Origin of the sequence: Mucilaginibacter sp. (assembly GCF_039921305.1) — a bacterium.
In the GTDB taxonomy this organism is placed as follows: Bacteria; Bacteroidota; Bacteroidia; order Sphingobacteriales; family Sphingobacteriaceae; genus Mucilaginibacter.
In genome coordinates, this window is the sequence record NZ_JBDSCA010000023.1 from 90,754 (window position 1) to 116,889 (window position 26,136).

Consider the following 26,136-nt stretch of genomic DNA (forward strand, 5'->3'; position numbering starts at 1 on the left):
TTTAGCTATCAATGTACTACATTAATAACCATCCTTATCTTATTTTCTTATTTTTTAGCTTTCCATTAACAGGTTGGTTGATAAGCAGGTTACCTAATAAAGTAATTTGGGTAATGTTAGCATTGTTCACCATTTTGGTTATACCTGTAATATTGGGATATAGCTATAATGATGATACAAACAATGCTAAGTTTCTATATATCGCTTCCTCTTGCGGATATGCACTTATATTTAAAAGGCGGCAACTTAATTTTGCAAGTTGTTTAACAGCTTCGGCTATATGCTTTGCATTATTTGGATTTATCGCTTTTATGGGTGTAATGTTTGGTTCGGTTGTGGTTAAAGACAAATGGAACATAAATGACTACCAAATTAAATATATAGAAGAACGTGGATTTTCAGGTGGTCCTTTAATGCGATATGAGCTAAATAAATATACAAAATACTCCATTTTAATAAAAAACGTTGACAACAAAATTGACACGGACAGCGTTAAAACCTGCACAATAAAATTTGAAGAGGTAGGTTTAACTTTTGATAAATGCCAACCAGATTCGCTGTATCTAACAGTAAAAAAGTAAAAGCAACTATTGATTATTTAACACTCCCATAATTTCCGCATATTTGCAGCCGCAGAGAGAAAAAGATCATGAGTCAGGATAACCTATATATTAAGAATAAAAAAGCCTATTTTGAATTTACCATACTGGATAAATACGAGGCCGGCATTAAGTTGCTGGGCACCGAAATTAAATCCATACGTGATGCCAAAGCTAACCTGACCGACGCTTTCTGCACTTTTATTGATAACCAGCTTTACGTGCGTAACCTGCACATTGCCGAGTATTCGCATGGTTCGTTCTACAACCACGAACAAAAACGCGACAGGGTGTTACTTCTTCACAAAAAAGAACTCAAAAAACTAAAAACCCGCACCGAGGAAAAGGGATTTACCATTGTACCGTTAGCTTTGTTTATTAGCGAGCGTGGTTTTGCCAAGCTGGAAATTGGTTTGGCGCAAGGTAAAAAAACGTTTGATAAACGCGAAACTTTGAAAGAGCGGGATAGTAAGATTGAGATGGATAGGGCCTTGAAGAGATAGGGAATCAGAACCAGGAATCAAGATGCAAGAATCAGGGCTTCCTTTGAACTGTCTTGGTTCTTGAGTCTAACTTATTGATTCTCTGCGTTACCACGCTTTATCCCCTACTAGGGGTACAAACCTGAAGGTATCTAATACTATTTTTTCGTAGTCGGTTTCACTTACTTTGAGTACGGTTACCATTTGTTGGGATTTTTCGTCGCCAACGGGGATAACGAGAATACCTCCAATAGATAGTTGTTTGAGTAGATCTTCGGGAACAAAGGGTGCTCCGGCTGTTACGATGATCTTTTGATAGGGTGCATGTTTGGCTATTCCTTTTGAGCCATCGCCACAGAAGAAATGCGCCTTATAGCCTATATGTGGTAACACCTGTTTGGTACGCTGGTATAGTTTTTCCTGGCGTTCTATGGTATATACTTCGGCACCTAAGTCCACCAGCACACAGCATTGATAACCGCAGCCGGTGCCTATTTCTAAAACTTTATCGCCTTTACGGATGTGTAATAATTCAGTTTGATAGGCTACAGTGTAAGGTTGTGAAATAGTTTGACCTTCGCCTATCGGGAAAGCGATATCTTTATAAGCCTGGTTCCAGAAGGTTTCGTCGAAGAAATAATGGCGGGGTACTTTGCCGATGGATGCGAGTACATTCTCATCTTCAATACCTTTTTTACGGAGCAATTCAACTAACCTTTTGCGTGCGCCTTTTTCTTTGTAATTATCAATAAACTTGTGAGCCATTATAAACACAAAGTTATTATAAAGGTGATTATTTGAGGGGTAATTTGATGGATTGTGGAAAGAAGTTTTGGGGCTGAAAATCAATAAAAAACACGCGATTGCGAACGATAGGGAGAAATCTTTTGCGCATGCCTTGCCTACAACAGACTTGTCGCGCGCAAAGGATCTCTCAGTCGTCCTTTCTTCGAAATGACCAGGAAGTTTAGATTTTATTCTACATACCTGATCTTCAAAACTATCTTTTTATCGTGATCGGCACCATCAACTTTGATGTTCGGGCGGTGAGCATCGGCTGGGAAGAACAGGTAAAATGTGCCGGGTACAGCGGTATATTGTTTGCCATCAGCTTCGTAATGGGCAACGTCTTTAGCTTCGTTGTAAGGTTCGGTAACTTTAGCGGTGGCTACGGGGTTAGCGGCTATACCCTCGGCGCCCTGAATTACATATTGCAGATCGATGTATTTTTTGTGTGATTCCCAGGCGGTTTTTTCGTAGGGCTTTGTTGGGTTATCAGTAACCGAAGCAAATACATTTTCGCCATCAATAGGGTATTTACCCACGGGCAGTTTATCCAGATCGGTATTTTTGAGATAGGCAAAGGCTTTATCCCAAACGGCTTTGTTGAGTTTGTATTGGCGGGCAAATTCGGCGGCATTGGTTGATGGGGCGGGTACCAGTTTTAAACCGTCGAGGTATTCATGGCCGTCGAACCATTTTTGAGTTTTCGCGTCGGGTTTGGCTTGTGCCGATGCGTTTAGGTTTGTTGATAGTAAAGCACCTATACATAGTGCTGACAGGAGTAATTTTTTCATATTGGTTTATTGGTGTGGTAAAGATAGAAATTGCCGGGAGAAAAGTTAAGTAACGATGTTGCTAAAAAGCAGATTGTATCAGGCTATGGCTATGCCTCCATGCGGTTGCTTCGTGCATCGCAATGATTCAGTTTATAATTAATACGGATCAACATCGGGCTGTACAATGCATCCCTTACTTAGTTTGGTGGTTTGGAATTGCAGCAATACCTCGGTTAAAATAGTTTTTACCTTGGCTATAGATACCGTATCCTTTTCAAACTTGAGGGTGATGGTACGGATGTAGTAGTTGCGTATGCGGTTGATCAGCGGCGTTTCGGGGCCGAGTACACGGTCGCCGAAGTGCTTGCGAAGCTCGTTGCCTAAATATTCTGATTGGATGTAGAGTTGCTCGGGTATTTTATGTTTGATATCGAGCTGTATGATGCGGTAGTATGGTGGGTATTTGAAGGCTTTGCGCTCAATCATTTCTATCTCGTACAACTCCTTATAATCATTACGGATCACCTGGCCTATTACACGGTGGGTGGGATCGTAAGTTTGAATTACAACTTTACCTTGCTTGCCCCGACGACCTGCCCGGCCGCTCACCTGCGCCAATAACTGGAAGCTGCGTTCGTTGGCGCGATAGTCAGGGTATTTTAACAGGCTATCGGCGCTGATGATACCTATTACGGTAATATCCGGAAAGTCTAATCCTTTAGCTACCATTTGAGTTCCTACCAAAATATCTATCTTTTTCTCTTCAATATCATTCAATATACTTTGAAAAGCATTTTTGGAGCGGGTGGTATCCAGGTCCATACGGGCAATTTTTGCATCGGGTAGCAGGATACTTAACTCATCTTCCACCTTTTCGGTTCCGAAACCTTTTTGCTCTAAATGCGCAGAGCCACAGGCGGGGCAGATAGATGGTGAATCTTCGCGGTAACCACAGTAATGGCAATGTAGTTTGCCGCTGCTTTTATGGTAAGTAAGTGTTACATCGCAGTTAATGCATTTGGGCGTATATGCACAGGTTTTGCAAATGACCACCGGGGCATAACCGCGGCGGTTTTGAAACAGGATCACCTGTTCTTTTTTACCTAAAGCCTGTTCTATATCCAGCATCAGCACACTGGTAAAGTGCGATTGCATGGTTTTTTGTTTGGTTTCGGTAGCTATGCTGACTACCTGTATTTCGGGGAGTTCTACTCCGCCAAAGCGGTCGGTTAGTTCGGCCAGTCCGTACTTGTCGGTTTGAGCGTTGTAATAGGATTCAAACGAGGGTGTGGCAGAACCTAACAGTACTTTAGCAGTGTGTAAGTGTCCCAGGAAAATAGATGCGTCACGCGCGTTATAGCGTGGTGCTGGATCGTATTGTTTGTAGGAGCTTTCGTGCTCTTCGTCAACAATGATCAAACCTAAATTCTCGAAAGGAAGAAATACGGATGATCTCGCGCCAAGCACAATGCGGTAATCGCCGTTTAAAACCTTTTGCCAAACCTCAACCCGTTCGTTATCGTTAAAGCGGGAATGGTACACCCCAATATGATTGCCAAAATGGTGACGCAGGCGTTCTACTATATGGGTGGTTAGAGCGATCTCTGGTAACAAATAAAGCACCTGCCTGCCAGTTGCCAGCATTTGCTCAATGAGGCGGATATAGATCTGTGTTTTGCCCGATGAGGTTACACCGTGTAGCAATACCACATCTTTTTGAACAAATTGCTCATTGATACTTTTTAATGCACCGCGCTGGGAATCGCTTAATACAAAGTTTTCGTCAAGTTCTTCTTCATCAATAGATAAGCGGCTCACCACACGTTCATCGGCAATGAAGACATCTTTCTCTATCAATGCTTTTATGGCGGCGGCCCCTGCTCCGCTGGCTTCGGTAAGTTCAGTTTTGGTGATGTGCTTTTGCTTGCGCGATAGCTGGATATAGGCTAAAAGCGCATCTGATTGTTTGGGCGCGCGCTCTAATATCGCGAAAAGCTCTTTCATCAAATCCTGGTTTTGATAAACCGGGTTGAGGGTGATGAAGGTACGGCGGCGGGGTTTGTATTTATCGCTCACCTCTTCGGATATGTGGATGATATTTTTTTCGAACAAGATCCGCAACAGCGGCATAACTGTTTTTTGGCCGAGTAATTTTACAATATCGCTAACGCTGAGTTCGGGTTGAATTTCGAGGGCATCTATAATGAGATACTCTTTATCATTCAGCAGTGCTTTGTCGTACTCAAACTCTTTGTTCAATACAATTTTAGTTTCGCTGGCCAGTTTGAGGGCCGCTGGCAGGGCGGCGTTCATTATTTCGCCTATGGTGCAGAGGTAGTATTCGGCCAGCCATTTCCAGAAGGATAGTTGCTTTTCGTTCACAACGGGCCTGTCGTCCAAAATATCGATGAGGTATTTAGCTTCGTATTTTTCGGGAGCCTGATCGCTTACGGAATAGATGATAGCGGTATATAACTTACTTTTGCCAAATTGCACTACTACGCGTTTGCCGATCTCGACCGAGTTATTTAGCTCAAAAGGAACCCTGTACGTATAGTTTTTAGCGATAGCCAAAGGCAATATCACCTCAACAAATAGCGTTTCTCTATCGTGAAATACTGGTTCGGCAAAATCGAGCATTATTTATTTTTATAGCCTGCAATTGCTAATGTAACCCATCCGACGATAAATAGCAAGCCGCCAAGTGGGGTAACCGGCCCGAAAACATGGATCCAGCTCCAGCCTAACAAATCGCGGCAAGCTAATAGGTACAGCGACCCCGAAAACAGGATGATACCAAAAGTAAACAGGTAATAAGTTGTTATAACCATATTATTTTTAAACCTTGTGAGCGTGGCTAAAAACAAAAGGGCAAAAACATGGTAAAACTGGTATTGTACGGCAGTGTGCCAAACTTCGAGTTGTTTTGGGCTAAGTACCGACTGTAAGGCATGCGCGCCAAAAGCGCCTGCAATAACGGCCAGCAGTCCAAAAAAGGCAGCTGTTACGATGATTTGTTTGTTCATGAGGGAATTTGGTGGCGCTAAGTTAACAAGTTGAAAAAGAAATTACGGTTAGCCGTGATGAAAAATCTAAATTTGAAAGATTAATACAATAGAATGAGAGCATCATGAGCTTCAACTGACAAAATCAACCAATGCTCATGATAACCTCATCACTTTAAAAAAATAACACAGATGAGAAACATCATCATGACGATCATCCTGCTGGTTGTGGCAGTGGGCATATCGGTTATGTATTTTAAAAACCTGAACTCGCCGGGGCAGCGCCCCGGCAAGGTAATGGGTAATATCCCCAGTGATGCGGCCTTGATATTCGAGTATAAGAATGATGAGGGTTTTTATGACATTTTTAATAATAACACCTTACTGACTACGCTAATAGGCAACGATAAATCTGCAGAACTGGCCAATTTAAAAGCCAATGTATTGGATAACCCGCTATTGCAACCTTTATTTGAGGGGCAGAGTTTATTTATATCGGTACACCCACAAACTACTACAAACGACATTGATTTTTTATTGACCACATCCGGTAACGGTAATGTAGGCGAAGTATTTGAACAGGTTGCTGCTCAAAAGAATGGCAAGGTATTGATACATGATATGCCGCTGGCGGCTGGCAAAAAAGGCTTTACCATTTACCTGAATGATATTAAACGTAAGTTTTATTTGCTGATGAATGACGATAATACCTTTTCGGCAAGTTTTTCGCAGAGTTTGGTTGAAGCAGCGGCTAAGTATCGTAACGAGCATCACGAACATTTTTTTGTGCAGTTATCCGATCAGCAAAACGCTAACTCTATCGCTAATTTGTATGTGAACTACAGGCAACTGCAACCCTTTTTTGATCAGTTATTTAAGAATAAGAATACTGATATTTTCAGGAGTTTCAGGCTGCTATTCGCCATTGGTGCGTTCAGTTTAAATTACAAGAGTGACGCCCTGATGTTTAACGGCATTAGCCATATTAATGATAAAGAGCCCAAGAGTTACCTGGATATTTACCGTTTTCAGCAGCCGATGGAGAACAAATTGAAGAGCATTTTCCCGGCGAGTTTGGCCTATAGCTTGAATTTCGCGGTAAGCGACCCGCTTAAGTTTGAACAAGATTTGCTACAATGGCAGCACGAAGCAGGTTATGATAAAGACAAGAAACCCATTTTTGATAAAATTAAAAAGGAAACCAGCATTGACTTATCATCTGAATTCATTAAATTATTGGGTAATGAATTTGCCGTAATTACCACCCGCTACCAGGAAAAGATAGCGTTGATCCAGATCAAAAACGGTTTGAATCTGCGCCCATTTATGGTAAACATTAGCCATATGATTACCGATGATATGGGCCAGTTTAATTATGATAAATTGCCGTTCTATTTGCTTGGCGACGCGTTCAGCATTTTCCGCAGACCGTATTTTATGATAGCGGATAATTACCTGATCATTTGCAATTCACAATCGGGGATGCAGGAGTACTATAAAAATTATACGGCTGGTAATTTTATGAGTAAGAATGATGAGTATAGCCGTTTTGATAATTTGCAGGCCGAGCGCAGTAACGTATCGTTTTTTGTTAACTTCAAAAATGCATCGCAGATATTGAAAGAGGATTTGAAACCAGAGTACGCTAAAGCTTTCGCCGATAAGGGTAAGGGATGGAACAATTATTACGCGGCCGCTTACCAGTTTACAGCATCCGAAAAAGACTTTTATACCAACTTTTACATGCGGCAACGGATGGTGGATAGTGCGAAGGTGGATACCGCGGTAAGGAGGTAAGTTTCTTTTCGATTGGTGAACGGGTAGCCCCCTACCGGGGCATAATTCCATTAGATTTATATTTCCCCGCTGGGGCAGATCTTTTGATTGATATCCCTTTATCTCCCTCAAACAATTTTCCTTACTTTTGCGCTTCAAACAAATAACACATGCCAGGTAAAAATAAAGCTGTTTTTTTAGATCGTGATGGGGTACTGAATAAAGAATTGGGTGATTATGTTACCCGCGTTGAGGACTTTGTAGTGCTTGATAATTTTGAAACGCTCAAAACTTTACAGGATCGTGGTTACTTGTTAATTGTAGCTACCAACCAGGGCGGCCTTGCCAAAGGATGGTATACCGAAGATGAACTGGCTAAAATGCATGCGCACCTGCGTAGTGTTTATAAAGCACATGGTGTTGAGTTTACCGATATTTTTTACTGCCCGCACCACCCGCAATTTACCGGCGATTGTGATTGCCGCAAACCTAAACCGGGATTGCTGTTGCAAGGCATCGAGAAACATGATATTGACCCTTCCCTATCCTACTTTATTGGCGACCGTGAACGGGATGTTGTTGCAGGTACCGCTGCCGGAGTTAAGGGTATTTTGATTGATAGCGACCAGCCAATTAGTGATGTGCTGGGTATGATAGCGTAAAGTTAGAATCAAGCTAAGATTTATAATATTTAGTTTCGGGGATTGCAAATATTGCAAACCTCCTAAAGCAGAGTCCTGGATTACAAATCCGGACTAACAAAAGGGTCACGAAGCAATGGTGAACTTTGCATAACCGCTTTGTATAGCCGTTCAACTTCGGTGTGATTGCTTCGTTCCTCAAAATGACGCTTTTTTATTTTGATTCCTGATTCCTGATTCTTCTTTTTACATTTATTTCAAAATAAACCATCCCATTGTCCAATCCTGTAAAAGTCGATCGTCATTAGGGTATAAACATTACAAAATCAGAAACCATGACAGAATTTAGCTTGATCTTCCGTAACCAGCAAAACCCCGATGTACAGTTTTCGCCCGAGCAAATGCAGGGCATTTTAAACCAATGGCGCGATTGGATTGGTGGTATTGCCGCCCAAAACAAACTGGCTAACCCCGGTAACCGTTTAGATTTTGAAGGAGCGGTACTCACATCGCCAACCGTAATTACCGATGGCCCTTATGCCGAAACCAAAGAGATTGTGAGCGGCTTTATCATAGTTAATGCCCAAAACCTGGCCGAAGCTGTTGAAATGGCCAAAGGCTGCCCCGTATTTAGCGCCGGTGGCAGTGTTGAGGTAAGGAGTATTATACCGATGCAAAAGTAATTGTAAATTAATTTGGCGGCCTTGTCCGATAATTAAAAAGCTGATCGTAATTAGGTTATAAACATTAAAACTTACAACTATGAACGAATTTACAATGATCTTCAGATCAGACCCGGCATTGAGCGCAAACGTTACTGCCGACCAATGGAAACAACGCCTTGAGGTATGGGGCAACTGGATGGGCGGTATTGCCGCGCAAAACAAACTGGTAAGCAGCGGCAACCGTTTAGGCGATGAAGGCGCGGTTTTAAAATCGACAACGATAGTTACCGATGGCCCTTACGCCGAAACCAAAGAGTTAATAGGCGGTTACATAGTAGTTAGAGCCGCCGATCTGGCCGAGGCTATTGAGTTGGCCAAAGGTTGCCCAATGCTAACTGGTAATGGCGGCAGCGTTGAGGTACGCAGTATTATACCCATGCAAATGTAAACTAACAATTAACCACAGAGGGCACAGAGAAGCCCGATGTTATTAAGTTGAGAGATTTTTACTTAATGAATATCGAACACTGAACACTAAATGTCGAATTTTGAAGTAATTCGGTGTTGGACATTCGAAATTCAGTATTCGATATTATTATTTTCTCTTTGTGAACTCTGTGGTTAAATTAACTATGCAAACCCAAAACGAGCTTATCCCCCATTTGTTCCGTACCGAATACAGTAAAATTACAGCTGTATTGGCTAAACTGTTTGGTTTTGAACATATTGAGATAGCCGAAGACCTGGTGAGCGATACCTTTATGCTTGCCGCCGAAACCTGGGGATTAAAAGGTTTGCCCGAAAACCCTACCGCCTGGCTGTACACCGTAGCCAAAAACAAGGCGAAGGATTACTTAAAGCGCCATACGCTTTTCAACGATAAGATAACGGCCGAGATCAGGCGCAACCAATCCGAATTATTTGAGATCGATATCGACCTTTCGGGGAAGAACATTGCTGATAGTCAGCTGCAAATGATGTTTGCCATTTGCCAGCCCTGCATCCCGCCCGAAGCGCAGATAGGCCTATCGCTCCGCATCCTCTGCGGTTTTGGCATCGAGGAGATAGCCGACGCCTTCCTCTCTAACAAAGAAACCATCAACAAGCGCCTTTTCAGGGCTAAAGAGAAACTGCGGACCGAGCAGGTTAAGATAGAGTTCCCCAAACCGGCAGATATCAGCAGAAGGCTCCAAAACGTATTGACTACGCTCTACCTTTTGTTTAACGAAGGCTACCATTCGGCATCTAAAAATAAGGCACTGCAAAAAGATCTTTGTTTAGAGGCTATGCGCCTCACCTATCTGCTCACTCAAAACCCCGGTACCAACCTGCCTTTTGTTAATGCTTTGCTTGCGCTGATGTGTTTCCACGCTTCGCGTTTTGAGGCCCGCACCAATACCGATGGTGAAATTATACTTTATGAAGATCAGGATACTACACTGTGGGATAATGAATTAATAACCCGTGGCGAGCATTACCTAAACCAGGCATCGCGCGGAAGCGAACTCAGCAAATACCACCTTGAAGCCGCTATAGCCTACTGGCACACCAACAAAACCAACAGCCCCCAAAAGTGGGAAAGCATTTTGCAGTACTACAATCAGCTGCTTATGCTGGAGTATTCGCCCATAGCGGCGTTAAACCGTACCTATGCCCTATCTAAAGCATTGGGCAAACCGGCAGCCATTATTGAAGCCGAGAAACTTGGCCTTAATAATAACCACCTGTATTATTGCCTGCTGGGTAATTTGTATACCAATGTGGATGATGCGATGGCTGTTGAACACCTGAAAACAGCGTTAAAACTGGCAAAATCTGCCGATGACAAGCGGGTTATTGAGAAACAGATTTCGGAGTTGGAGAGGTAATATCAATAAGTATATTTATTTAGAGCGTCAGAGTGAAATCTACTGCATCTCCCCCTAACAACTCAATATCAATCCATTATAGATAATTAGCATTTTCATCTGTTATATTACCACGTTGATAAATAATTGTCAAATTAGTGTTACATTCTCAATTATATTTTTATATTTGTTTACTAATTATCCAGATACGATTAAACCCCTTTTAAAAGAATCATTGATGAAGAGTATTGTTTTGCGCTTTAGTGTTGTGGCTGCGATGCTATGTTTAATGTTTGCTGCGTGCAAAAAGGCTGAAGTTTCGGCTACCGCTACGGATCCCGAGTTAACCTTCGCCCTTATTCCGGATAACCCGGTGGTTACATTTGCTGCTACCCAGGCAGGCGGTGTTGCTTTAACAAGTATAGCGCCAAGCAAGCAAGCGTTTTCGTGGTATGCAGGTACCGGCAATATCACACGTTTCAGACTAAACGCCAAGCGTGGCGGCCTTGCTGCGGAGTATTCATCGGGCAGTTTAAGTAATATCAATCTATTTTCGCTTAACTCGCTGTTAAGCACCATCAGCATCCCAAAAGGTGATTATACCGATGTTAGGGCAACTGTTATATTTAGTCAGGTTACCGCCCCGCCATACCCTATTGTACTATTAGGCACCTATACTACAGGCAGCGGCACCAATATCCCCGTTGAGTTTGATTTGAACGATAACCTGGAGATAAACGTAAACATAGCCAATATTATAGCCGACGGCAGTAAAGATTTTACCGCCAACATAGCTATGCACCTTAACATGTTTTTAAACAGCGTTTCTCCATCTGAGATTGACAATACCACCCGCACCACAAACGGCAGCATATTGATCAGCAAAACCATCAATACAACGTTATACAACAAAATTAAAGGCAACATGCTAGCGTGCAGCGGCGCTACGCTGGCTAATAAACCGAAGTAATTATTTTAGGGAAGATGGGATAGGTAAGATGGAAGATGTGATCATTAGATACATCTTCCATCTTACCTGATACCTTTTACATCTCTCTTCCCACATCTTCCATCTTATCCCAACAAGCTTCCTGTAAATTCCATCCGTATCCGGGCCTGGAAACCTTCTATCGTTTTGAATATCTCGGTTAAGGTTACGCGCTCTATTTTGGTGAGCGTTTCGGGGTCTATGTAGTTATTCGGCGCGGTTTTATCCTGGATGATCTGGGTGGCTTGCTTACGCAGGCGCAGGCTCATTAAAAAGTAGTAGGATTGGATCAGTTCGTGATAGGCGGCTTCGGTGAAAATGCCTTTATCTTTTAGCGCCTTTAACCTTTCGCCTGTGTTTACATCAAAAATGTGGTTTTTAAGCGCGTATACGCGCGCCAGATCCACAATGGGTGTCATAGCCTTCTTGATATCGAAAACCTCTTGCGAGCCCTTGGTGAACGTTCTGATGCGTTTAAAAAAGGTAAGTGGTGGTTCGTACTGTAATGCGTTTTTGGCCATGTGGAAGAAAAGCTTTTCCATCGGGTTCTCCAGTTCCTTATCTAAAAACTCTTTTAGCTCGGTCATGATGGATTCTTCGCCGTAAATATGGCGGCAATCAAAAAAGGTTGAGAATTTCACCACACTCTCCGGCACCGATTCGGCCATCCAGCTCAGGTAATTGCGTTTCCAGTACGATAGCGAGTGCGTCCACTCCGGGTTCATGGCCATAAAACCACCCTCGCAGTACACAAAGCCAATAAAATTAAGCTTATCGGATACGCGCTTGGCAAATTCTAAAAAATATTCGCGCACTTCTTCGCGGTGCTCGTTAGCTTTATCTTCGTAGATGATGGCATTATCCTGGTCGGTTTTAAAGGTTTGCTCTTTGCGGCCCTCGCTGCCCAGCACCATAAATACAAATTTAGCGGGTGGTTTGCCCACTTCCTCTATCACACTCTCGATCACCTTTATCGCGATGGTATCGGCAACGGTGGTGATCACCTGGTTCACAATTTCGGCATGCACACCACGGCCCAAAAGCTGGGTTGCCATTTGCGGAACGGTTTCCCATTTACGCTTCAACTCGCTTACAGAAATAGCCAGCTTAACCGACTGGATAAACACCAGCGGTGATTGCGCCTGATCGCTCAGTAGCTTGGTCCTGCTGATGAACCCTACAAAGGCATCATCCTTTTTAATGAGCAGGTAACGTGTTTTGGTACGAAACATCATCAATATAGCCTCGTAAACGTAAGCTTCAGTATTGATTGAGATAATAGGATTATCCATCACATTACTAACCTGTTGATGGGCATCTAACAGCTGCGCCACTACATTATCCCGCAAGGTAATATCGGTAACGTAGCCTATAATATCTTCGGCAGCGTTGCGCACAAAAATACAACTGATCTTGTGCTGGGCCATCATGCGGGCGGCCTCAAAAATAGGCGTATCATCGCGGCAAGCTACAATATCGCGGTACTCAATGCTTTCAATTTTGCGGGAGTATAATTGCTCGGACGCAATATAGCTTTCCTCGAAAGTGGCGGGCCGTTTAAAAAAATGCGAGAACTCGTCGTTCAGCATCAGCTTGCCAAACTCGGATGTGAAGTATTGGAAAAACTCATCGTAAGCCTTGCACAGCGCCCTAAACTCTTTACGGTGCAAAAAGTAAATACGCGTACCCTTTTTGGCAATTACCGTGCGGATGGATTGCTTGCGATTAACCAGCATTGATATGCCGCCGAAGCAAAAACCGGTTCTATAATATTCCAAAAGGCGTTTAGTATGCGCGCTATCGTAAAAAAAGGACTCGTACTCGCCATCAACAATCAGCTCTACACCACGCAGTTTGGTAATTTCCTGCTGGTATATCACGGTGTCTTTTTTGTAGTTAATCTCTTGCAGTTGCTCGGCAACTTCTTCCAAAACATGCTCGGGGAGCAGGTTAAATGGGGTTACTGTTTTTAAAAATTCTACCCGGTTGTTCATAGCCAGTAAGCAATTAAAAGGGTGATTATCAGTAAAAATAAGATGGACAGGCCGCAGCCACGTTTTGATACAGGCAGTTTACGCTTTTCGCGATCAATGCGTTGTTTTTCGATAGCCTGATCGCTCACAATGCCGGTGCGCAGCATCTCAAAAAAGCATTCGGCGGTAGCTTCGGCATCAACCATGGCATTGTGCTGGTTATCAAGCGGTTTGTTAAACAGCGTGCCATACAACTGCCCTAAACGCAAATACTCTACCTGCGATGTGCGGATGTAGTGCCTGCTGCCCAGCATGGTACAGTACTGCGGCAAGCTTGCCATGGGGTTATTTAAAACGCCCAGGCGATAAAAATCAACCCCGGTGATATTGTAGTCCAGCTCCATATAATGGCCCACTACCATGGGCTTATATTGCTCCAGATCGGCGTTAAGCAGGCCCATTACATATGCGCGGCGCTCACCTTTGTCGTCCAAAAATTCGCGGGTAATGCCATGTATCTTGTACGCTTCGGGATTAATTTCAAAGTCGCGATCGCGGATGTAGTGGTCCTCACGCTTTAGCTCTACCCCATCGCGGTTGAATACTATCCACGATACCTGCACGGCATAGGGCCAGTTGGCATTGTTGGAGTAGGGTTGCGTCCAGTCTTTAGGTAAACCCGATGTTTCGGTATCGATGAAGAGGAGATGATCTTGCACGGAATAAAAATAGGAAAAATTCTTAGAGTGTCATTGACACAACTTTTAATCCCAAATCAAAAAATTCTTGCAAATCCCAATCTTATCATCGTATATTTGCGATATATAATTTAACAATTATGGCGATCAATAAAAAAGAAGCTTTTACCGATACCGACCAGCACCTGGCCGATTTATGCAAAGCCATGGCCCACCCCGCCCGCATAGCCATACTACGCGTATTGGCCGAGCGCAGCACCTGCATTTGCGGCGAGATTGTGGATGTAATGCCATTGGCCCAGGCCACCGTTTCGCAACACTTAAAAGAGTTGCTGAACGCCGGGTTAATTAAGGGAACGGTTGACGGAAAAAAATCGTGCTACTGCATTAACTGGGAAACCTTTAAAAACTTTAACCTGGCCTTTAATACCCTTAGCGGGGATATGGAGCAAGCCGCCTTAAACCAAAACTGCTGCTAAATTTTACCATGATGAATAACCAAGAAGCCATGAACTGGCAAAATTTTAAAAACGCACTGGTTCAAAACCCAGACTTAATTCTTCAGTTTCAATATGCCGAAAGCCTTTGGGTTGATGCCTCATACCATATCACCGAAATTAAGCAGGCCCCCATCACATCGGTTGATTGCGGCGGTGTGCTGAATAGCTGGACAGAGGTAATTGTTCAGCTATGGGAACCGGCCGCTAAAAGTACCGAACGGGCCATGCAAGTGAGCAAGGCATTGAGTATTGTAAAGGTGGTTGAAAGCAAATTACAGCTTAACCCTTTGGGCACAGTGAAGATAGAATTTGGCAATTCGCAATTTGATACCCGCCAAATGTACCCTGCCGAAATTATTGCCGCTGGCGAAAATTTGGTGGTGAATTTAACACCCGATTTTACGCAGTGCAAAGCCATCAACCGTGGTGGAAGTTGCGGCACAACGGAGAGCGGAGAGGAGTGCTGCGCACCTGCCGCTACCGAAAAACCCAAAATACAACTGGTAAACTTAGCTGCCGCAGCAAGCTGTAGTACTGGTTCAGGTTGTTGCTAATAACATTTTGAATAATAATTAGATATAAATTAAAACTTTCAATATTGAAAGTTAATAAACCCGCTAAAAATGCCTGCTTCTAACGTTCCAAACATTCTTGTACTGTGTACCGGCAATAGCTGCCGCAGCCAAATAGCTCACGGCTACCTGCAACATTTCGCCGGTGATAAAGCAACCATTTACAGTGCCGGAATTGAGACACATGGCGTAAACCCTAAAGCCATACAAGTGATGGCCGAAGACCATATCGATATTTCAAAACATACCTCAAACAATGTGGATGAGTATGCGAATATCTCTTTCGATTTTGTGATAACCGTATGCGACAATGCCAACGAAGCCTGCCCCTTTTTACCGGGCAAGTTTGAACGTTTCCACCAGAACTTTCCTGATCCCGCCAAGGCAACCGGAACACCGGATGAAGTACTAAACGAGTTTAGACGAGTGCGCGAAATGATCAAGGTTTACAGTGCCAATTTTATAGCCGAACACTTATCCGCCAAAGCATGAGCGCTAACAACTGTACTCCCGTGGCCGAGCGCAAAAAATTAGGTTTCTTAGATCGCTACCTTACTCTTTGGATATTTTTAGCCATGGCCATTGGCGTGGCAACGGGTTATTTTATCCCATCATCGGCTGGGTTTATCAATTCCTTTTCGAGCGGTACAACTAATGTTCCGCTGGCTATTGGGTTGATATTGATGATGTACCCACCCCTGGTTAAAGTGAAGTATGAAAACATGGGCGAGGTTTTTAAAGACATCAAAGTACTAAGCGCATCGTTGGTGCTCAACTGGATCATAGGCCCCATCCTGATGTTTGTTTTAGCCATTACCTTTTTACAGGCCTACCCCGAATACATGGTTGGGTTAATATTGATTGGCCTTGCCCGCTGCATAGCTATGGTTGTGGTATGGAACGAGCTTGCCGAAGGTAACCGTGAGTATGCTGCTGGTTTAATAGCGCTCAACAGCATTTTCCAGGTGTTGCTGTACAGCGTGTATGCTTATATTTTTATTACTGTCCTCCCTCCTATTTTCGGGTTTAAGGGCTTGGTGGTTAATATTACCATCATCCAGATAGCTAAAAGCGTGGGTATTTATTTAGGGATACCATTCGCGGCAGGTATCATCAGCCGTTATGCTTTGATCAAATTGAAGGGCGAAGAATGGTTCCAAACCAAATATGTACCCTTTATTTCGCCCATTACACTGGTAGCTTTACTGTTTACCATTGTGGTGATGTTTAGCCTTAAAGGCGATCTGATTGTTCACATCCCGATGGATGTTTTACGCATAGCCATACCGCTGGTGGTTTATTTTACAATTATGTTTTTGTTGAGTTTCTTCATCGGCAAATACTTTGGTGCCGATTACGCTAAAAGTACATCTATCGCCTTTACGGCAACTGGCAACAACTTTGAGCTGGCTATTGCCGTTGGTATAGGCGTTTTCGGCATTAATAGCGGCGAGGCTTTTGCGGGGGTAATTGGTCCGCTTGTTGAGGTACCTGCTTTAATAGCTTTGGTTAATGTGGCCTTTTGGCTGCGTAAAAAGTATTTTAATAACCTTGCAATAGCCACAAAATGAAGATAGCCCTGTTTAGCGATATCCACGCCAACCTGCCCGCTTTTGAAGCCATGCTGAAAGATATGGACAGCCGCCACCCCGATGCCATTTATTGCCTTGGCGATTTAATAGGCTACAACATTTGGCCCAATGAGGTGATTGCCGAAATACGCAAACGAGGCATAGCTACACTAATGGGCAATCATGATTTAAAAGTTAAAGACTTAAAAACCAGCATCGCCGAAACATCGGGTAAAAACTATGCCTATCATCTGGTTGATACAGCGCATTTAGATTACCTAGCCACATTACCCTCGCACATCCGACTGGAATATCCCGATCTTAATATTTTGATGGTGCATGGCAGCCCGGCAAAAGTGGATGAATATGTGCTGGAAGATATGGACCAAACACTGGTACTCAACTTAATGCTGCAAGCCGGAGCCGATGTTTTAATTGGTGGGCACTCGCACAAACCCTATCATCGTATTATTGCCGATGGGGATCACTACCGCCATGTGATCAATACCGGCTCGGTAGGCAAGCCTAAAGATGGTAACCCCAAGGGCTGTTACGTGTTGCTTACGCTGAACGCAGGCAGCAGTAGGATGGATAAAGACAGTATTGAAGTAGAGTTTATCCGCTTTGAATACGATATTGAAAAAGCAGCCAACGCGATATTGAACAGCCCACTACCCCATGAATTGGCGGACATGTTGGTACAAGCTTATTAACAATTATATAACAGAACATTACCCGTTTACCATTGTTGTATGGCTAAGCAAATCTGCTTTAAAAAAAACCAAACCATGGAAACGTCAACAATTATAGAGATCGTTATCGCGATCGTATTAGCCATTGCCTTCATCTTGTTTTTGATTAGACGAAACGTTGCCGATGAGCAGGATATTAACCCCGAACTAACCGATGCTTTGGAAGATGAAAAGGAAGATATCAAAAAGAACAACGAGCGCAAAGAATAGCTATTTGCATTTATACTAAGGGTTGTTATAAACTTCACCCAAATTTCATGTTGCAATTTTAATTTGCAGCCATTAACCTAATGATTGAATGACAGAAGGATGGACGGATTGAATAGCTAAAAGGCACCGATTATCCAACTCAATCATTCCATCCTTTAATCATTATTAAACCATTGTAACAACATTTTGTCAAACCCGGTACTTAATTAATTGATACTTGTTGTTAGCATTGCAAATGCAGAAAATAACCCAGATTAAACCTTGATCCGCAATTTTATAACCGTATGTCTGCTTTTGTGCAGTACAGTCGCGTATAGCAAAGTTATTTTGCCTTGCGGCGATACTACACAAACCGCCGATTCGACCCAACAAAAGGATGTGGGCGATCTATTGCATACCCTCTTCAGTAAAAAAGCCGATAACAGCGCGCCAGATAAACCCAAAAAGATCAACCTATCCATTGTGCCAACTTTGGGTTATACGCTCTCTACGGGCTTTGCAGCGGGCCTGAGTAGCGTGACAACTTTTTATACCCAAAGCAACCACAAGGGCCAGGAATCGGTAATAAACGCGCAGGCGTTTTATGATTCGCATAGTCAGCAAACTTTCATCACACAATCAAACATCTGGGCCTTTAACGATCAGATCAAATTTGTGACCGATTTGCGCGCCACCAAATACCCCGATGTAACTTACGGCCTCGGCAATGCCAGTACCCAACTCCAAGCCGATAATATCGATTTTAATTACATCCGTTTTTATCAAACCATCCTGAAAAAGGTAAGCAAAAACTTTTACGCAGGTGGCGGCTACAATCTGGATTATCACTACAACATTACCGAAGACGGCAACATTGATAACACCGTATCCGCCTTTAAACGCTACGGCGAAAGTTCATCATCCCGATCGTCGGGTATTAACCTCACTGCACTATTCGATAGCCGCACTAACCCGGTTAACTCGCTTGGTGGTTTTTATGCCAATGCCGTTTACCGCGATAACTTTAAGGCCCTGGGCAGCGATGCGCCATGGACCTCCATCCAACTCGACCTGCGCAAGTACTTCCGCCTGTCAAAAAACAACAATAACGTACTGGCTTTCTGGAGCTATACCTGGCTTACCCTAAGCGGAAAACAACCCTATTTAGACTTACCCGCCGTAGGCAACGACACCTACAACAACACCGGCCGGGGTTACGCTATCGACCGTTTCCGCGGCAAAAACATGCTGTACCTCGAAGGTGAGTTTCGCTTCGGCGTCACCAAAAACGGACTGCTTGGCGGCGTAGTTTTCGCTAACGCGGAAAGTTACCCGCGCAGCGTGATAGCCAATATTCCTAAACTATTACCCGCCGGTGGCGCAGGTATCCGTCTCAAAATAAATAAACACTCAAACACCAATCTGGGTATTGACTATGGTATTGGTACCGATAATTCGCACGGGGTGTTTGTGAATTTGGGGGAAGTGTTTTGATTTGGGATTCTAAAACTGTGTCATTGCTGTAAGGGTACGAAGCAATCGCGAACTCTACAAGGCGAATATGTATAGCCGCTCTGCCTCCGTGCGATTGCTTCGTACCTCGCAATGACATATTGGAATAATTTGACACTCATTCTACCATCCATTCCCTACCTTTGTGCCAATGGAAGCCGCACAATCATCTAAGCACGAAATTATCCGCTGTGAGCGGTGTAATACCGCATTTGAGTGCAAGGCCAATAAATTTAGCCAATGCCAGTGCAGCACTGTGCAGCTTACCATTAATGAAGTGCAGTACGTAAGCGAACTTTATGATGGCTGCCTTTGTGCCAGTTGCCTGCGTATTTTGCAACAAGAATACATTGCCGAGCTTGGCTAAAAACTACATTTTATTCATAATAACAAACATAATGGCGACCTTTGCCGCCGTTCGGGATTAGCATCAATCCCACCATCACGCATGACTAAAAAAGAATACTTCTTCCGCATACTCATATTAGGTTTTTTAACAGCGCTTGGTCCGTTCTCCATTGATATGTACCTGCCCAGTTTTGATGCCATAGCCACCGACCTGCATACCACCAGCAGCCAGGTAGCCCTTTCATTAAGCAGTTTTTTTGTGGGTTTAGCAGCCGGGCAATTACTATACGGCCCGTTGTTAGATCGTTTCGGACGTAAAAGGCCTTTATATGTAGGTTTAGCGGTTTATATTATCGCATCAATAGGTTGCATGGCCGCGCATAACGTTCAAATGCTCATCTGGCTGCGCTTATTACAAGCCATTGGCAGTTGCGCCGCCGCGGTGGCATCTGTAGCCATGGTGCGCGATCTGTTCCGTGTTGAAGATAATGCCAAGGTGTTTTCGTTGCTGATGCTGGTTGTGGGCCTGTCGCCTTTGCTGGCCCCTGTTGCGGGTGGTGCCATTACCGGAATGTTTGGCTGGCAGTTCATCTTCATTACCCTTGCGGGGATCTCTGTTTTGATATTGATAGCCGTAATATTTGCCCTGCCAGATGGTTATAAGCCCGATACCACCTTATCCCTAAAGCCCTGGCCCATTTTGCTTAACTTTTGGCACGTGTTAAAAGTGCCGCAGTTTTATACCTACGCCTTTACCGGAGCTATCGCCTTTTCCGGATTATTTGCTTACGTATCGGGTGCGCCCTTAGTACTAATGGGCATTTTCCACATGAACAAAAACATGTTCAGCATAACCTTTGCCAGTATGGCCGCCGGTTTGGTAGGCTTTAGTCAGGTTAATAGCCTGGTTATGAGATACTATAAAAGCGAACAGATACTCAAAACAGCACTCATTGTACAAACCATTTCCGGGGTAATATTTGTGATCGCTTCTGTAGCTGGCTTGTTAGGTTTGGCGGGTAACCTGTTTTTCATCTTCATATTTTTAAGCTGTTTGGGCTTTATCAGCTCCAATGCATCAGCCTTAACACTGGCACCATTTAGCCGCAACGCGGGTACAGCATCATCATTAATGGGTGCCTTACAGTTGGGTATAGGCGCGTTAACATCATTCGCGGTAAGCATATTGGACGATAATACCCCGGTTCCCTTAGCGGGCATAATGGGCGCAACATCGGTAATAGCACTGGTTATTTTACTGGTGGGCAGGCGGATAATCAAACACAAGGTTGAAGTGAGCGAAGACTCAGGTGTTGTGATGCATTGAGGTATACAATGATTGAAGGATTGAATGGGCCTTTATAGTGACAATACCTGAATTGAATAATTAACATTTTTTTAATTATTCAATCTTTCTATTCTTCAATTACTCAATCCTTCAATCCTTCAGTCATTCAATCCTTCAATCATTATAACTATTCAATCCTTCAGTCATTCAATCCTTCAATCATTAATTACAGCCCCGAGTAATAATCATAGCCGTGCTCGGCCCAATAATCTGGCGGACGGGTGTTGCTGAAGGTAATCGTCGATATCCGTTTCAAATTCTTAATACCATATTTTACCGGGATAATTAAACGCAACGGCGCACCGTGATCCATGGGTACGGGCTTGTCGTTCATTTCGTAGGCTAAAATGGTTTGGGGGTGCATGGCGCTATCCATATCCAGACCCACGTAGTATTGCTTATCGGGGGTTGCCATGCCTACGTAGTCCATTTGAGCAAGCTTGTCTAATTTGTAATGGGCCACAAAATCGGTAAATTTTACGCCTGCCCAGTGTTGTATCTGGTCCCAACCCTCAACGCATTTAAAATCGAATACGATCTCGGTTTTGGGTAAAGCTTTTAACTCATCAAGGGTAACATTTAATATATCGCCGGGGGCACGTTGTATTTGCAATGTCCAGGCGGCAATATCAAATTCAGTTTCTAAACCAATATCGCTATTCTGGCGCACGTTTTTAGCGGCCAGTTCTTTAGGATAAGTGCGCACCAAATGGTTACGACTAAATAAACGCCTAAAAAACAACTCGTTTTGATTAAGCGCCCTGCGTAAAGGCTTGTGGGCTACACCGGTAATGGTTTTAGGCTCAATGGCCGATGTATACAGCTTGCGCCAGCCAAAATAAGTTGCCCCGCTTAACGCGATAAAACTACCAAAAGCGATAAAGCTACGGCGTTTGATCTGTTGATCACTCAGCATTTTTTCGGGCATTTCTATGTGTTTGTTAATGGGCTTCTTCATGGTTGTTAGCTAAATCGTTAACAATTTTGTCTTCTTTAACGGTTTCAAAACCGGTAATAACCGATTGAAAGTTGCGCCATCCGGCCAATATTACCTGTACTATGTGGATCAAAAAAAACAAACAATAACCAATAGTAAGCGCAAAATGAATAATGCGTGCAAAATGGTAACCGCCACATAACCAGCACACCCAATAAAACTGAACAGGTTTATAAATAGCCAGCCCGCTTACCAGCGAACCAAAGCCCATCACAATTATCGCGGTATAGGCTATCCGCTGGGCAGCGTTGTATTTGCCTTGCGGCGGGGTGCTTTTGCGGATATGTAAATCGTGCAGTAGCACCAGCCAGGCTTCTTTAAACGATTTCCTTTCGGGTACCAATGCCCGCCATTCGCCCGATATGATGGTGTAAAGCACATATAAAAAGCCATTAAGCGCAAAAAACCACATCAATAAAAAGTGAAAGGCCATACCCTCGGCCAAACGGCGGCTAATGTGGAAGTAATTATAAAAACCTTCGGGGAAGAAATGGAATACCAGGTTATTGCCAATTTGTATCTTATAAGTATCACTGGCCCAATAAATAAGCATCCCGCTCCATATCATTACGGCCAGCACCGGGAAATTTATCCAATGGAACCAGCGCATGGCAAGTGAATGTTTCTCTCTTATCTTTTTCATCCTTTTTATAATGAGCTTAAACGCCTTAATTCATAATTCTTTGTGCCGATAATACCTCGCCCGTGGCTATATTTTGTACAAAACCAATAACCTGCCAGGTTTGAGTGCTAAACCCTGCAGGCAGCTTAATATTTTCGGTACTGTTGGTTTTGTTGAGTTTGATGCTTTCCAGATAGCGCACAATGTTTACATGGTTGAGAACGTGGCCGCCGTTCTCGCCGCTTTTCACATTGCTCCTGGCATTGTTTTGCACAAAAGCTATTAGCAAGGCGCGGTTAGCCGTGTTTTTAGTTTGATATTGCAGACTCAAAATACTATTGCTAAAATGGACATCGCTCAAAGCAACAGGCTCAATACCGGTTTGCCGCAAGCCAGCCTGTATAGCAATGCGTAACGAATTTTCTGATGATCCTACAAACTCCCGCTTGCCGTTCACTACAATTTGGGGTGTATACACATCAGCGTGCAGGTAAGTAGCATATTTGCGTTGCCTCTCGGAGTATTCGGCTTTGCTAAACTCATCGCGCCAGCCTAAATGGTTCCAATAATCAACATGGTAGCCTAAAACGTATACGGCTTTGTTTTTATCTTCTTTAATAATGCGCGAAACTAATTCATCGGCAGGCGGGCAGCTTGAGCAGCCTTCGCTGGTGAATAATTCTACCAACGCAAAGCCATTTTCGGGTATGGATTTTTTGTTTTCCCTGCTTTTAAAGGCATATATCCCCAACAGGGTTAGTGCTGCAAAAGCAAGCACGGGTAATATTTTATTGAGTTTCATGGTTTGGTTTTTAGGGCTTAGTCGTGCGTGCCATAATATCCTTACAATAATACTGTTAAATATAACCATTCGTTTCTAATTAAGCATCTGCTATATTTACATCACAAAATCAACATCATGAAAAGCATTAAATTTTTATTTATAGCCTTATTAATAACCGCATCAGCTAAAGCACAAACTACGCTTAGCGGCAGTGTAAACAAAGTATTAACCGCTTATATAAATCTTAAAAACGCCCTGGTTGCCGATAACAGCAAACTGGCTAATGACCGCGGCAAGGAGTTTACCGCCGCTTTAAAAGAGGTTAACCCGGCACAAATGAATGATAAACAAAAAACGACCTGGAAAGCCTACGGTGAAAAACTAAGGTTTGACGGCGAGCATATCAGCGAATCGGACAAGTTAGCTCATCAGCGTGAACATTTCACCAGCCTGTCTAAAAACATGATAGCTGTTACCAAAGCCTTAAAACTGAACAGCACCATTGTTTACGAGCAATACTGCCCCATGAAAAAAGCCAGTTGGTTAAGCGAAACCGCCGCCATACGCAATCCCTTTTATGGTAAAGACATGGAAGATTGCGGTAGCGTGAAAGAAACTATAAAAGCGAATTAAAATAAGAATCAAGACTCAAGAATCAAGATATAAAAAACACTCTTCCAATACAAATTGGCGATAATTTGGAAAAAGGTCTTGATTCTTGAGTCTAGCCTCTTGATCCTATTCCATCAGCTACCTCTTTCCCGCTTGCCAGTGCGGCTTCAACGGTTCCCATTTCGGGGCCATCGTACATAAATTCTCCTGTAAAGTAAATTGTATCTTGAACGGGTTGGGCCAATAACTTGCGGGCCTCATTAGTAAATATGGTTGCGTAACTGTATGATCCGCGGATGAAGGGATCGGCGGGCCAGTTTACAACCTGATGCGCGGTTAGCTTTGCGCGAAGGCTGGCAACCGGCATATCATAAATATTTGATAGCGATAACAGACCCAAATTCAGGATATACTCATCATCGGCATTTTTAAGGTTTTCGGCTGCTGGTCCGCCCAGCCAACCGGTTAGCAGCGGTATGGTATGCGGGCGCTGGGTCCACCAGGTAGGTATGGTTTCGGTGCTAAACAGGTAGCTCATTTCTTTTACATCCGCTTTAGCGCCTTTTTTAATGGCCTGCTTTTCCCAAAACACCTCGTCAAATTGTAACAGCAGTTTAATTACGTTGCCCATACCCATTTGCTGTAAAGCATGTTCCCTTTCGGGGATGGGTGGCGTAAAAGCAATCGCGCCTTCATCATGCTTGTTAGCCTGTAAAACGCCCAATGGTAAAGCCATAATCACTTTTTGGGCAGTAAACTCACGCCCATCGGCAGCAATGGCTTTTACCATTCCCTGCTCCCATTGCAGCTCTTTTACTATGGTTGATAAACTAACGATGCCCCCATTTTTAACTATTTCACTTTCTAAATAGCCTATCATAGTACAATAACCACCATTAACCCGGTATTGGTGGTCGTCGTCCTCGCTTTGTAATTCTTTACGCATGGCAAAGGCGCTAAAGCGCGATGGATCGGCCGTATCGTATCCGGCTGCAAAGTTGCGCAACATGCTACAGGTTTCGGTATATTTTTTTGCCGAGAGGTACCTGGTCAAAAATTCATCCAATGTAATATCGGTTTTCAAAGCGTTCAGCTTTTTGATGATCACCTCATAATGAACCAAAAACTGTTCGGATTTGTGGAACCTACCATCCGCGTAGCGCCACATATCGCCTACAGCATCCAGCGGTTTTATTTTGGCTTCTTTTAGCAAGGCAAGCGTAACCGGTAATTTGCCATGCACAAACTCGGCACCCAGCTCGGTAGCTTGCTTAAAACCACGATTTGTAATGGTATGAATGCGGCCGCCTATTCTATCACGAGCCTCTAAAACTAAAACCTTTTTTCCTTTTCGGGATAATTGCATACCCGCCATTAAGCCGGATGCCCCCGCACCTATAATTAAGATATCTGCCTGCATTTTGTTATTACAATAATAGCCGCTTATTGTTGCAATCAACATTAAATGGTTAAATTATTAACCATACCTGATAAAACAATAGTTGTAAACCCCTGTTATATATTTCGACCTAAAAACCAAGACTATGGAAACTGATAAAACCTACACCGGCGCAACCGAAGAGCAAATATGGAAGCAAATTGCCGCCGATATTAACGACGATATTTTAGAATACCATGCCATTATACAACAGGGCCAGGCCCAGGTTTATTTAGATATTGATATTGACCTTGGCGGTGGTTTTGAAGGCGGCTATGCTACCACTACTTACCGTGCACCACTAAACAGCACTAATTTTCAATTTGCCATTCACGAAGAGCATTTTACCGACGAGATAGGCAAGTTTTTTAATATGCAGGATGTGACAATAGGTTATCCCGAACTGGACGAGCACCTGATTGTTAAAACCAACGATGTTGAAAAGGTTAAAACCCTGTTTACTGATGAACAAACCCGCAAAACTCTCACCGAGCTGGAAAACTTCGACTTAGGTATCCGCCTACACAGTGTGGAAGGCAGCGACAAAAAAGAAGCCTTTTTAGAACTCAACATTGAAGACGGCATTACCGATATTGATACTTTACGAGAACTTTACCACGCGTTTTATATGGTGTTAGTTACTATTTAGTTATCACTT

General features: G+C 43.4%; 29 protein-coding genes. 19 read left to right on the plus strand and 10 right to left on the minus strand.

Annotated features, from left to right (window positions below):
* Positions 1–11: 11 nt before the first annotated feature.
* A complete protein-coding gene (locus tag ABIN91_RS06210; protein WP_348049579.1) occupies positions 12–581 on the plus strand; it encodes a hypothetical protein in 570 nt (189 codons plus the stop codon).
* 68 nt (positions 582–649) lie between these two features.
* A complete protein-coding gene (gene smpB, locus ABIN91_RS06215) occupies positions 650–1,102 on the plus strand; it encodes an SsrA-binding protein SmpB (RefSeq protein ID WP_348049581.1) in 453 nt (150 codons plus the stop codon).
* 87 nt (positions 1,103–1,189) lie between these two features.
* Here smpB and ABIN91_RS06220 read toward each other — a convergent pair whose 3' ends face one another.
* The 4 genes from ABIN91_RS06220 to ABIN91_RS06235 form a co-directional block, all read right to left on the minus strand.
* Positions 1,190–1,846: a protein-L-isoaspartate(D-aspartate) O-methyltransferase gene (locus ABIN91_RS06220; protein WP_348049583.1), complete on the minus strand. Its 657-nt coding sequence runs from the start codon at positions 1,844–1,846 to the stop codon at positions 1,190–1,192.
* 209 nt (positions 1,847–2,055) lie between these two features.
* The gene (locus tag ABIN91_RS06225; protein ID WP_348049585.1) at positions 2,056–2,658 is read right to left on the minus strand and encodes a YhcH/YjgK/YiaL family protein; all 603 of its coding nucleotides are present in this window, start codon (positions 2,656–2,658) and stop codon (positions 2,056–2,058) included.
* Positions 2,659–2,796: 138 nt separating this feature from the next.
* Positions 2,797–5,280, minus strand: coding sequence for a primosomal protein N' (gene priA, locus ABIN91_RS06230; RefSeq protein ID WP_348049587.1), 2,484 nt, complete (start codon positions 5,278–5,280; stop codon positions 2,797–2,799).
* Positions 5,280–5,666 carry a DUF423 domain-containing protein gene (locus ABIN91_RS06235; RefSeq protein ID WP_348049588.1) on the minus strand — a complete coding sequence of 129 codons (387 nt, stop codon included), beginning with the start codon at positions 5,664–5,666 and terminating at the stop codon, positions 5,280–5,282. The genes priA and ABIN91_RS06235 overlap by 1 nt, the downstream gene beginning before the upstream one ends.
* Before the next feature lie 171 nt (positions 5,667–5,837).
* Between ABIN91_RS06235 and ABIN91_RS06240 the strand changes: the two genes are divergently transcribed.
* The 6 genes from ABIN91_RS06240 to ABIN91_RS06265 all read left to right on the plus strand — a co-directional run bounded on the left by ABIN91_RS06240 (position 5,838) and on the right by ABIN91_RS06265 (position 11,544).
* A complete protein-coding gene (locus ABIN91_RS06240; RefSeq protein WP_348049590.1) occupies positions 5,838–7,442 on the plus strand; it encodes a hypothetical protein in 1,605 nt (534 codons plus the stop codon).
* Between the two features lie 149 nt (positions 7,443–7,591).
* Positions 7,592–8,083: an HAD family hydrolase gene (locus ABIN91_RS06245; protein WP_348049592.1), complete on the plus strand. Its 492-nt coding sequence runs from the start codon at positions 7,592–7,594 to the stop codon at positions 8,081–8,083.
* Positions 8,084–8,397: 314 nt separating this feature from the next.
* A complete protein-coding gene (locus tag ABIN91_RS06250; RefSeq protein WP_348049594.1) occupies positions 8,398–8,745 on the plus strand; it encodes a YciI family protein in 348 nt (115 codons plus the stop codon).
* A gap of 79 nt (positions 8,746–8,824) precedes the next feature.
* Positions 8,825–9,175, plus strand: a complete 351-nt coding sequence (locus ABIN91_RS06255; RefSeq protein WP_348049596.1) for a YciI family protein — start codon at positions 8,825–8,827, stop codon at positions 9,173–9,175.
* A gap of 184 nt (positions 9,176–9,359) precedes the next feature.
* Positions 9,360–10,595 carry a sigma-70 family RNA polymerase sigma factor gene (locus tag ABIN91_RS06260; protein ID WP_348049598.1) on the plus strand — a complete coding sequence of 412 codons (1,236 nt, stop codon included), beginning with the start codon at positions 9,360–9,362 and terminating at the stop codon, positions 10,593–10,595.
* Positions 10,596–10,812: 217 nt separating this feature from the next.
* Positions 10,813–11,544: a hypothetical protein gene (locus ABIN91_RS06265; protein ID WP_348049600.1), complete on the plus strand. Its 732-nt coding sequence runs from the start codon at positions 10,813–10,815 to the stop codon at positions 11,542–11,544.
* 104 nt (positions 11,545–11,648) lie between these two features.
* Here ABIN91_RS06265 and ABIN91_RS06270 read toward each other — a convergent pair whose 3' ends face one another.
* Both ABIN91_RS06270 and ABIN91_RS06275 read right to left on the minus strand, forming a co-directional pair.
* Positions 11,649–13,556 carry a DUF294 nucleotidyltransferase-like domain-containing protein gene (locus ABIN91_RS06270; protein ID WP_348049602.1) on the minus strand — a complete coding sequence of 636 codons (1,908 nt, stop codon included), beginning with the start codon at positions 13,554–13,556 and terminating at the stop codon, positions 11,649–11,651.
* Positions 13,553–14,254 (minus strand): 3'-5' exonuclease, encoded by a 702-nt coding sequence (locus tag ABIN91_RS06275; protein ID WP_348049604.1) that lies wholly within the window; start codon positions 14,252–14,254, stop codon positions 13,553–13,555. The genes ABIN91_RS06270 and ABIN91_RS06275 overlap by 4 nt, the downstream gene beginning before the upstream one ends.
* Positions 14,255–14,373: 119 nt before the next feature.
* Between ABIN91_RS06275 and ABIN91_RS06280 the strand changes: the two genes are divergently transcribed.
* From ABIN91_RS06280 to ABIN91_RS06320, 9 genes are all read left to right on the plus strand, one after another.
* Positions 14,374–14,712 (plus strand): metalloregulator ArsR/SmtB family transcription factor, encoded by a 339-nt coding sequence (locus ABIN91_RS06280; protein ID WP_348049606.1) that lies wholly within the window; start codon positions 14,374–14,376, stop codon positions 14,710–14,712.
* Positions 14,713–14,720: 8 nt separating this feature from the next.
* Positions 14,721–15,287 (plus strand): DUF6428 family protein, encoded by a 567-nt coding sequence (locus ABIN91_RS06285; protein WP_348049608.1) that lies wholly within the window; start codon positions 14,721–14,723, stop codon positions 15,285–15,287.
* Between the two features lie 69 nt (positions 15,288–15,356).
* Positions 15,357–15,797: an arsenate reductase ArsC gene (locus ABIN91_RS06290; protein ID WP_348049610.1), complete on the plus strand. Its 441-nt coding sequence runs from the start codon at positions 15,357–15,359 to the stop codon at positions 15,795–15,797.
* On the plus strand, positions 15,794–16,876 hold the full coding sequence (arsB, locus tag ABIN91_RS06295; RefSeq protein WP_348049614.1) for an ACR3 family arsenite efflux transporter: 1,083 nt from the start codon (positions 15,794–15,796) through the stop codon (positions 16,874–16,876). Before ABIN91_RS06290 ends, arsB begins: the two co-directional genes overlap by 4 nt.
* Positions 16,873–17,589: a metallophosphoesterase family protein gene (locus tag ABIN91_RS06300; protein WP_348049616.1), complete on the plus strand. Its 717-nt coding sequence runs from the start codon at positions 16,873–16,875 to the stop codon at positions 17,587–17,589. Before arsB ends, ABIN91_RS06300 begins: the two co-directional genes overlap by 4 nt.
* 39 nt (positions 17,590–17,628) lie before the next feature.
* Complete coding sequence (locus tag ABIN91_RS06305) at positions 17,629–17,838, plus strand: hypothetical protein (RefSeq protein WP_348049618.1); 210 nt, start codon at positions 17,629–17,631, stop codon at positions 17,836–17,838.
* Positions 17,839–18,099: 261 nt separating this feature from the next.
* Complete coding sequence (locus tag ABIN91_RS06310) at positions 18,100–19,311, plus strand: hypothetical protein (protein WP_348049620.1); 1,212 nt, start codon at positions 18,100–18,102, stop codon at positions 19,309–19,311.
* Between the two features lie 169 nt (positions 19,312–19,480).
* A complete protein-coding gene (locus ABIN91_RS06315) occupies positions 19,481–19,696 on the plus strand; it encodes a cysteine-rich CWC family protein (RefSeq protein WP_348049622.1) in 216 nt (71 codons plus the stop codon).
* Positions 19,697–19,777: 81 nt separating this feature from the next.
* Complete coding sequence (locus ABIN91_RS06320) at positions 19,778–21,004, plus strand: multidrug effflux MFS transporter (RefSeq protein WP_348049623.1); 1,227 nt, start codon at positions 19,778–19,780, stop codon at positions 21,002–21,004.
* Between the two features lie 187 nt (positions 21,005–21,191).
* Here ABIN91_RS06320 and ABIN91_RS06325 read toward each other — a convergent pair whose 3' ends face one another.
* The 3 genes from ABIN91_RS06325 to ABIN91_RS06335 are packed head-to-tail and all read right to left on the minus strand — an operon-like array spanning position 21,192 to position 23,515.
* Positions 21,192–21,983: a molybdopterin-dependent oxidoreductase gene (locus tag ABIN91_RS06325; protein ID WP_348049625.1), complete on the minus strand. Its 792-nt coding sequence runs from the start codon at positions 21,981–21,983 to the stop codon at positions 21,192–21,194.
* Positions 21,967–22,665 carry a cytochrome b/b6 domain-containing protein gene (locus ABIN91_RS06330; protein ID WP_348049627.1) on the minus strand — a complete coding sequence of 233 codons (699 nt, stop codon included), beginning with the start codon at positions 22,663–22,665 and terminating at the stop codon, positions 21,967–21,969. Before ABIN91_RS06330 ends, ABIN91_RS06325 begins: the two co-directional genes overlap by 17 nt.
* A gap of 25 nt (positions 22,666–22,690) precedes the next feature.
* Positions 22,691–23,515 carry a DUF1223 domain-containing protein gene (locus ABIN91_RS06335; RefSeq protein WP_348049629.1) on the minus strand — a complete coding sequence of 275 codons (825 nt, stop codon included), beginning with the start codon at positions 23,513–23,515 and terminating at the stop codon, positions 22,691–22,693.
* A gap of 48 nt (positions 23,516–23,563) precedes the next feature.
* Here ABIN91_RS06335 and ABIN91_RS06340 point away from each other — a divergent pair, with 48 nt between their 5' ends.
* A complete protein-coding gene (locus ABIN91_RS06340; protein ID WP_348049631.1) occupies positions 23,564–24,061 on the plus strand; it encodes a DUF3347 domain-containing protein in 498 nt (165 codons plus the stop codon).
* A 91-nt stretch (positions 24,062–24,152) separates the two neighbouring features.
* On the opposite strand, the gene ABIN91_RS06345 is transcribed toward ABIN91_RS06340, so the two are convergent.
* On the minus strand, positions 24,153–25,502 hold the full coding sequence (locus ABIN91_RS06345) for an NAD(P)/FAD-dependent oxidoreductase (RefSeq protein WP_348049632.1): 1,350 nt from the start codon (positions 25,500–25,502) through the stop codon (positions 24,153–24,155).
* 82 nt (positions 25,503–25,584) lie between these two features.
* Here ABIN91_RS06345 and ABIN91_RS06350 point away from each other — a divergent pair, with 82 nt between their 5' ends.
* Complete coding sequence (locus tag ABIN91_RS06350; protein ID WP_348049634.1) at positions 25,585–26,127, plus strand: hypothetical protein; 543 nt, start codon at positions 25,585–25,587, stop codon at positions 26,125–26,127.
* Positions 26,128–26,136 lie beyond the last annotated feature (9 nt).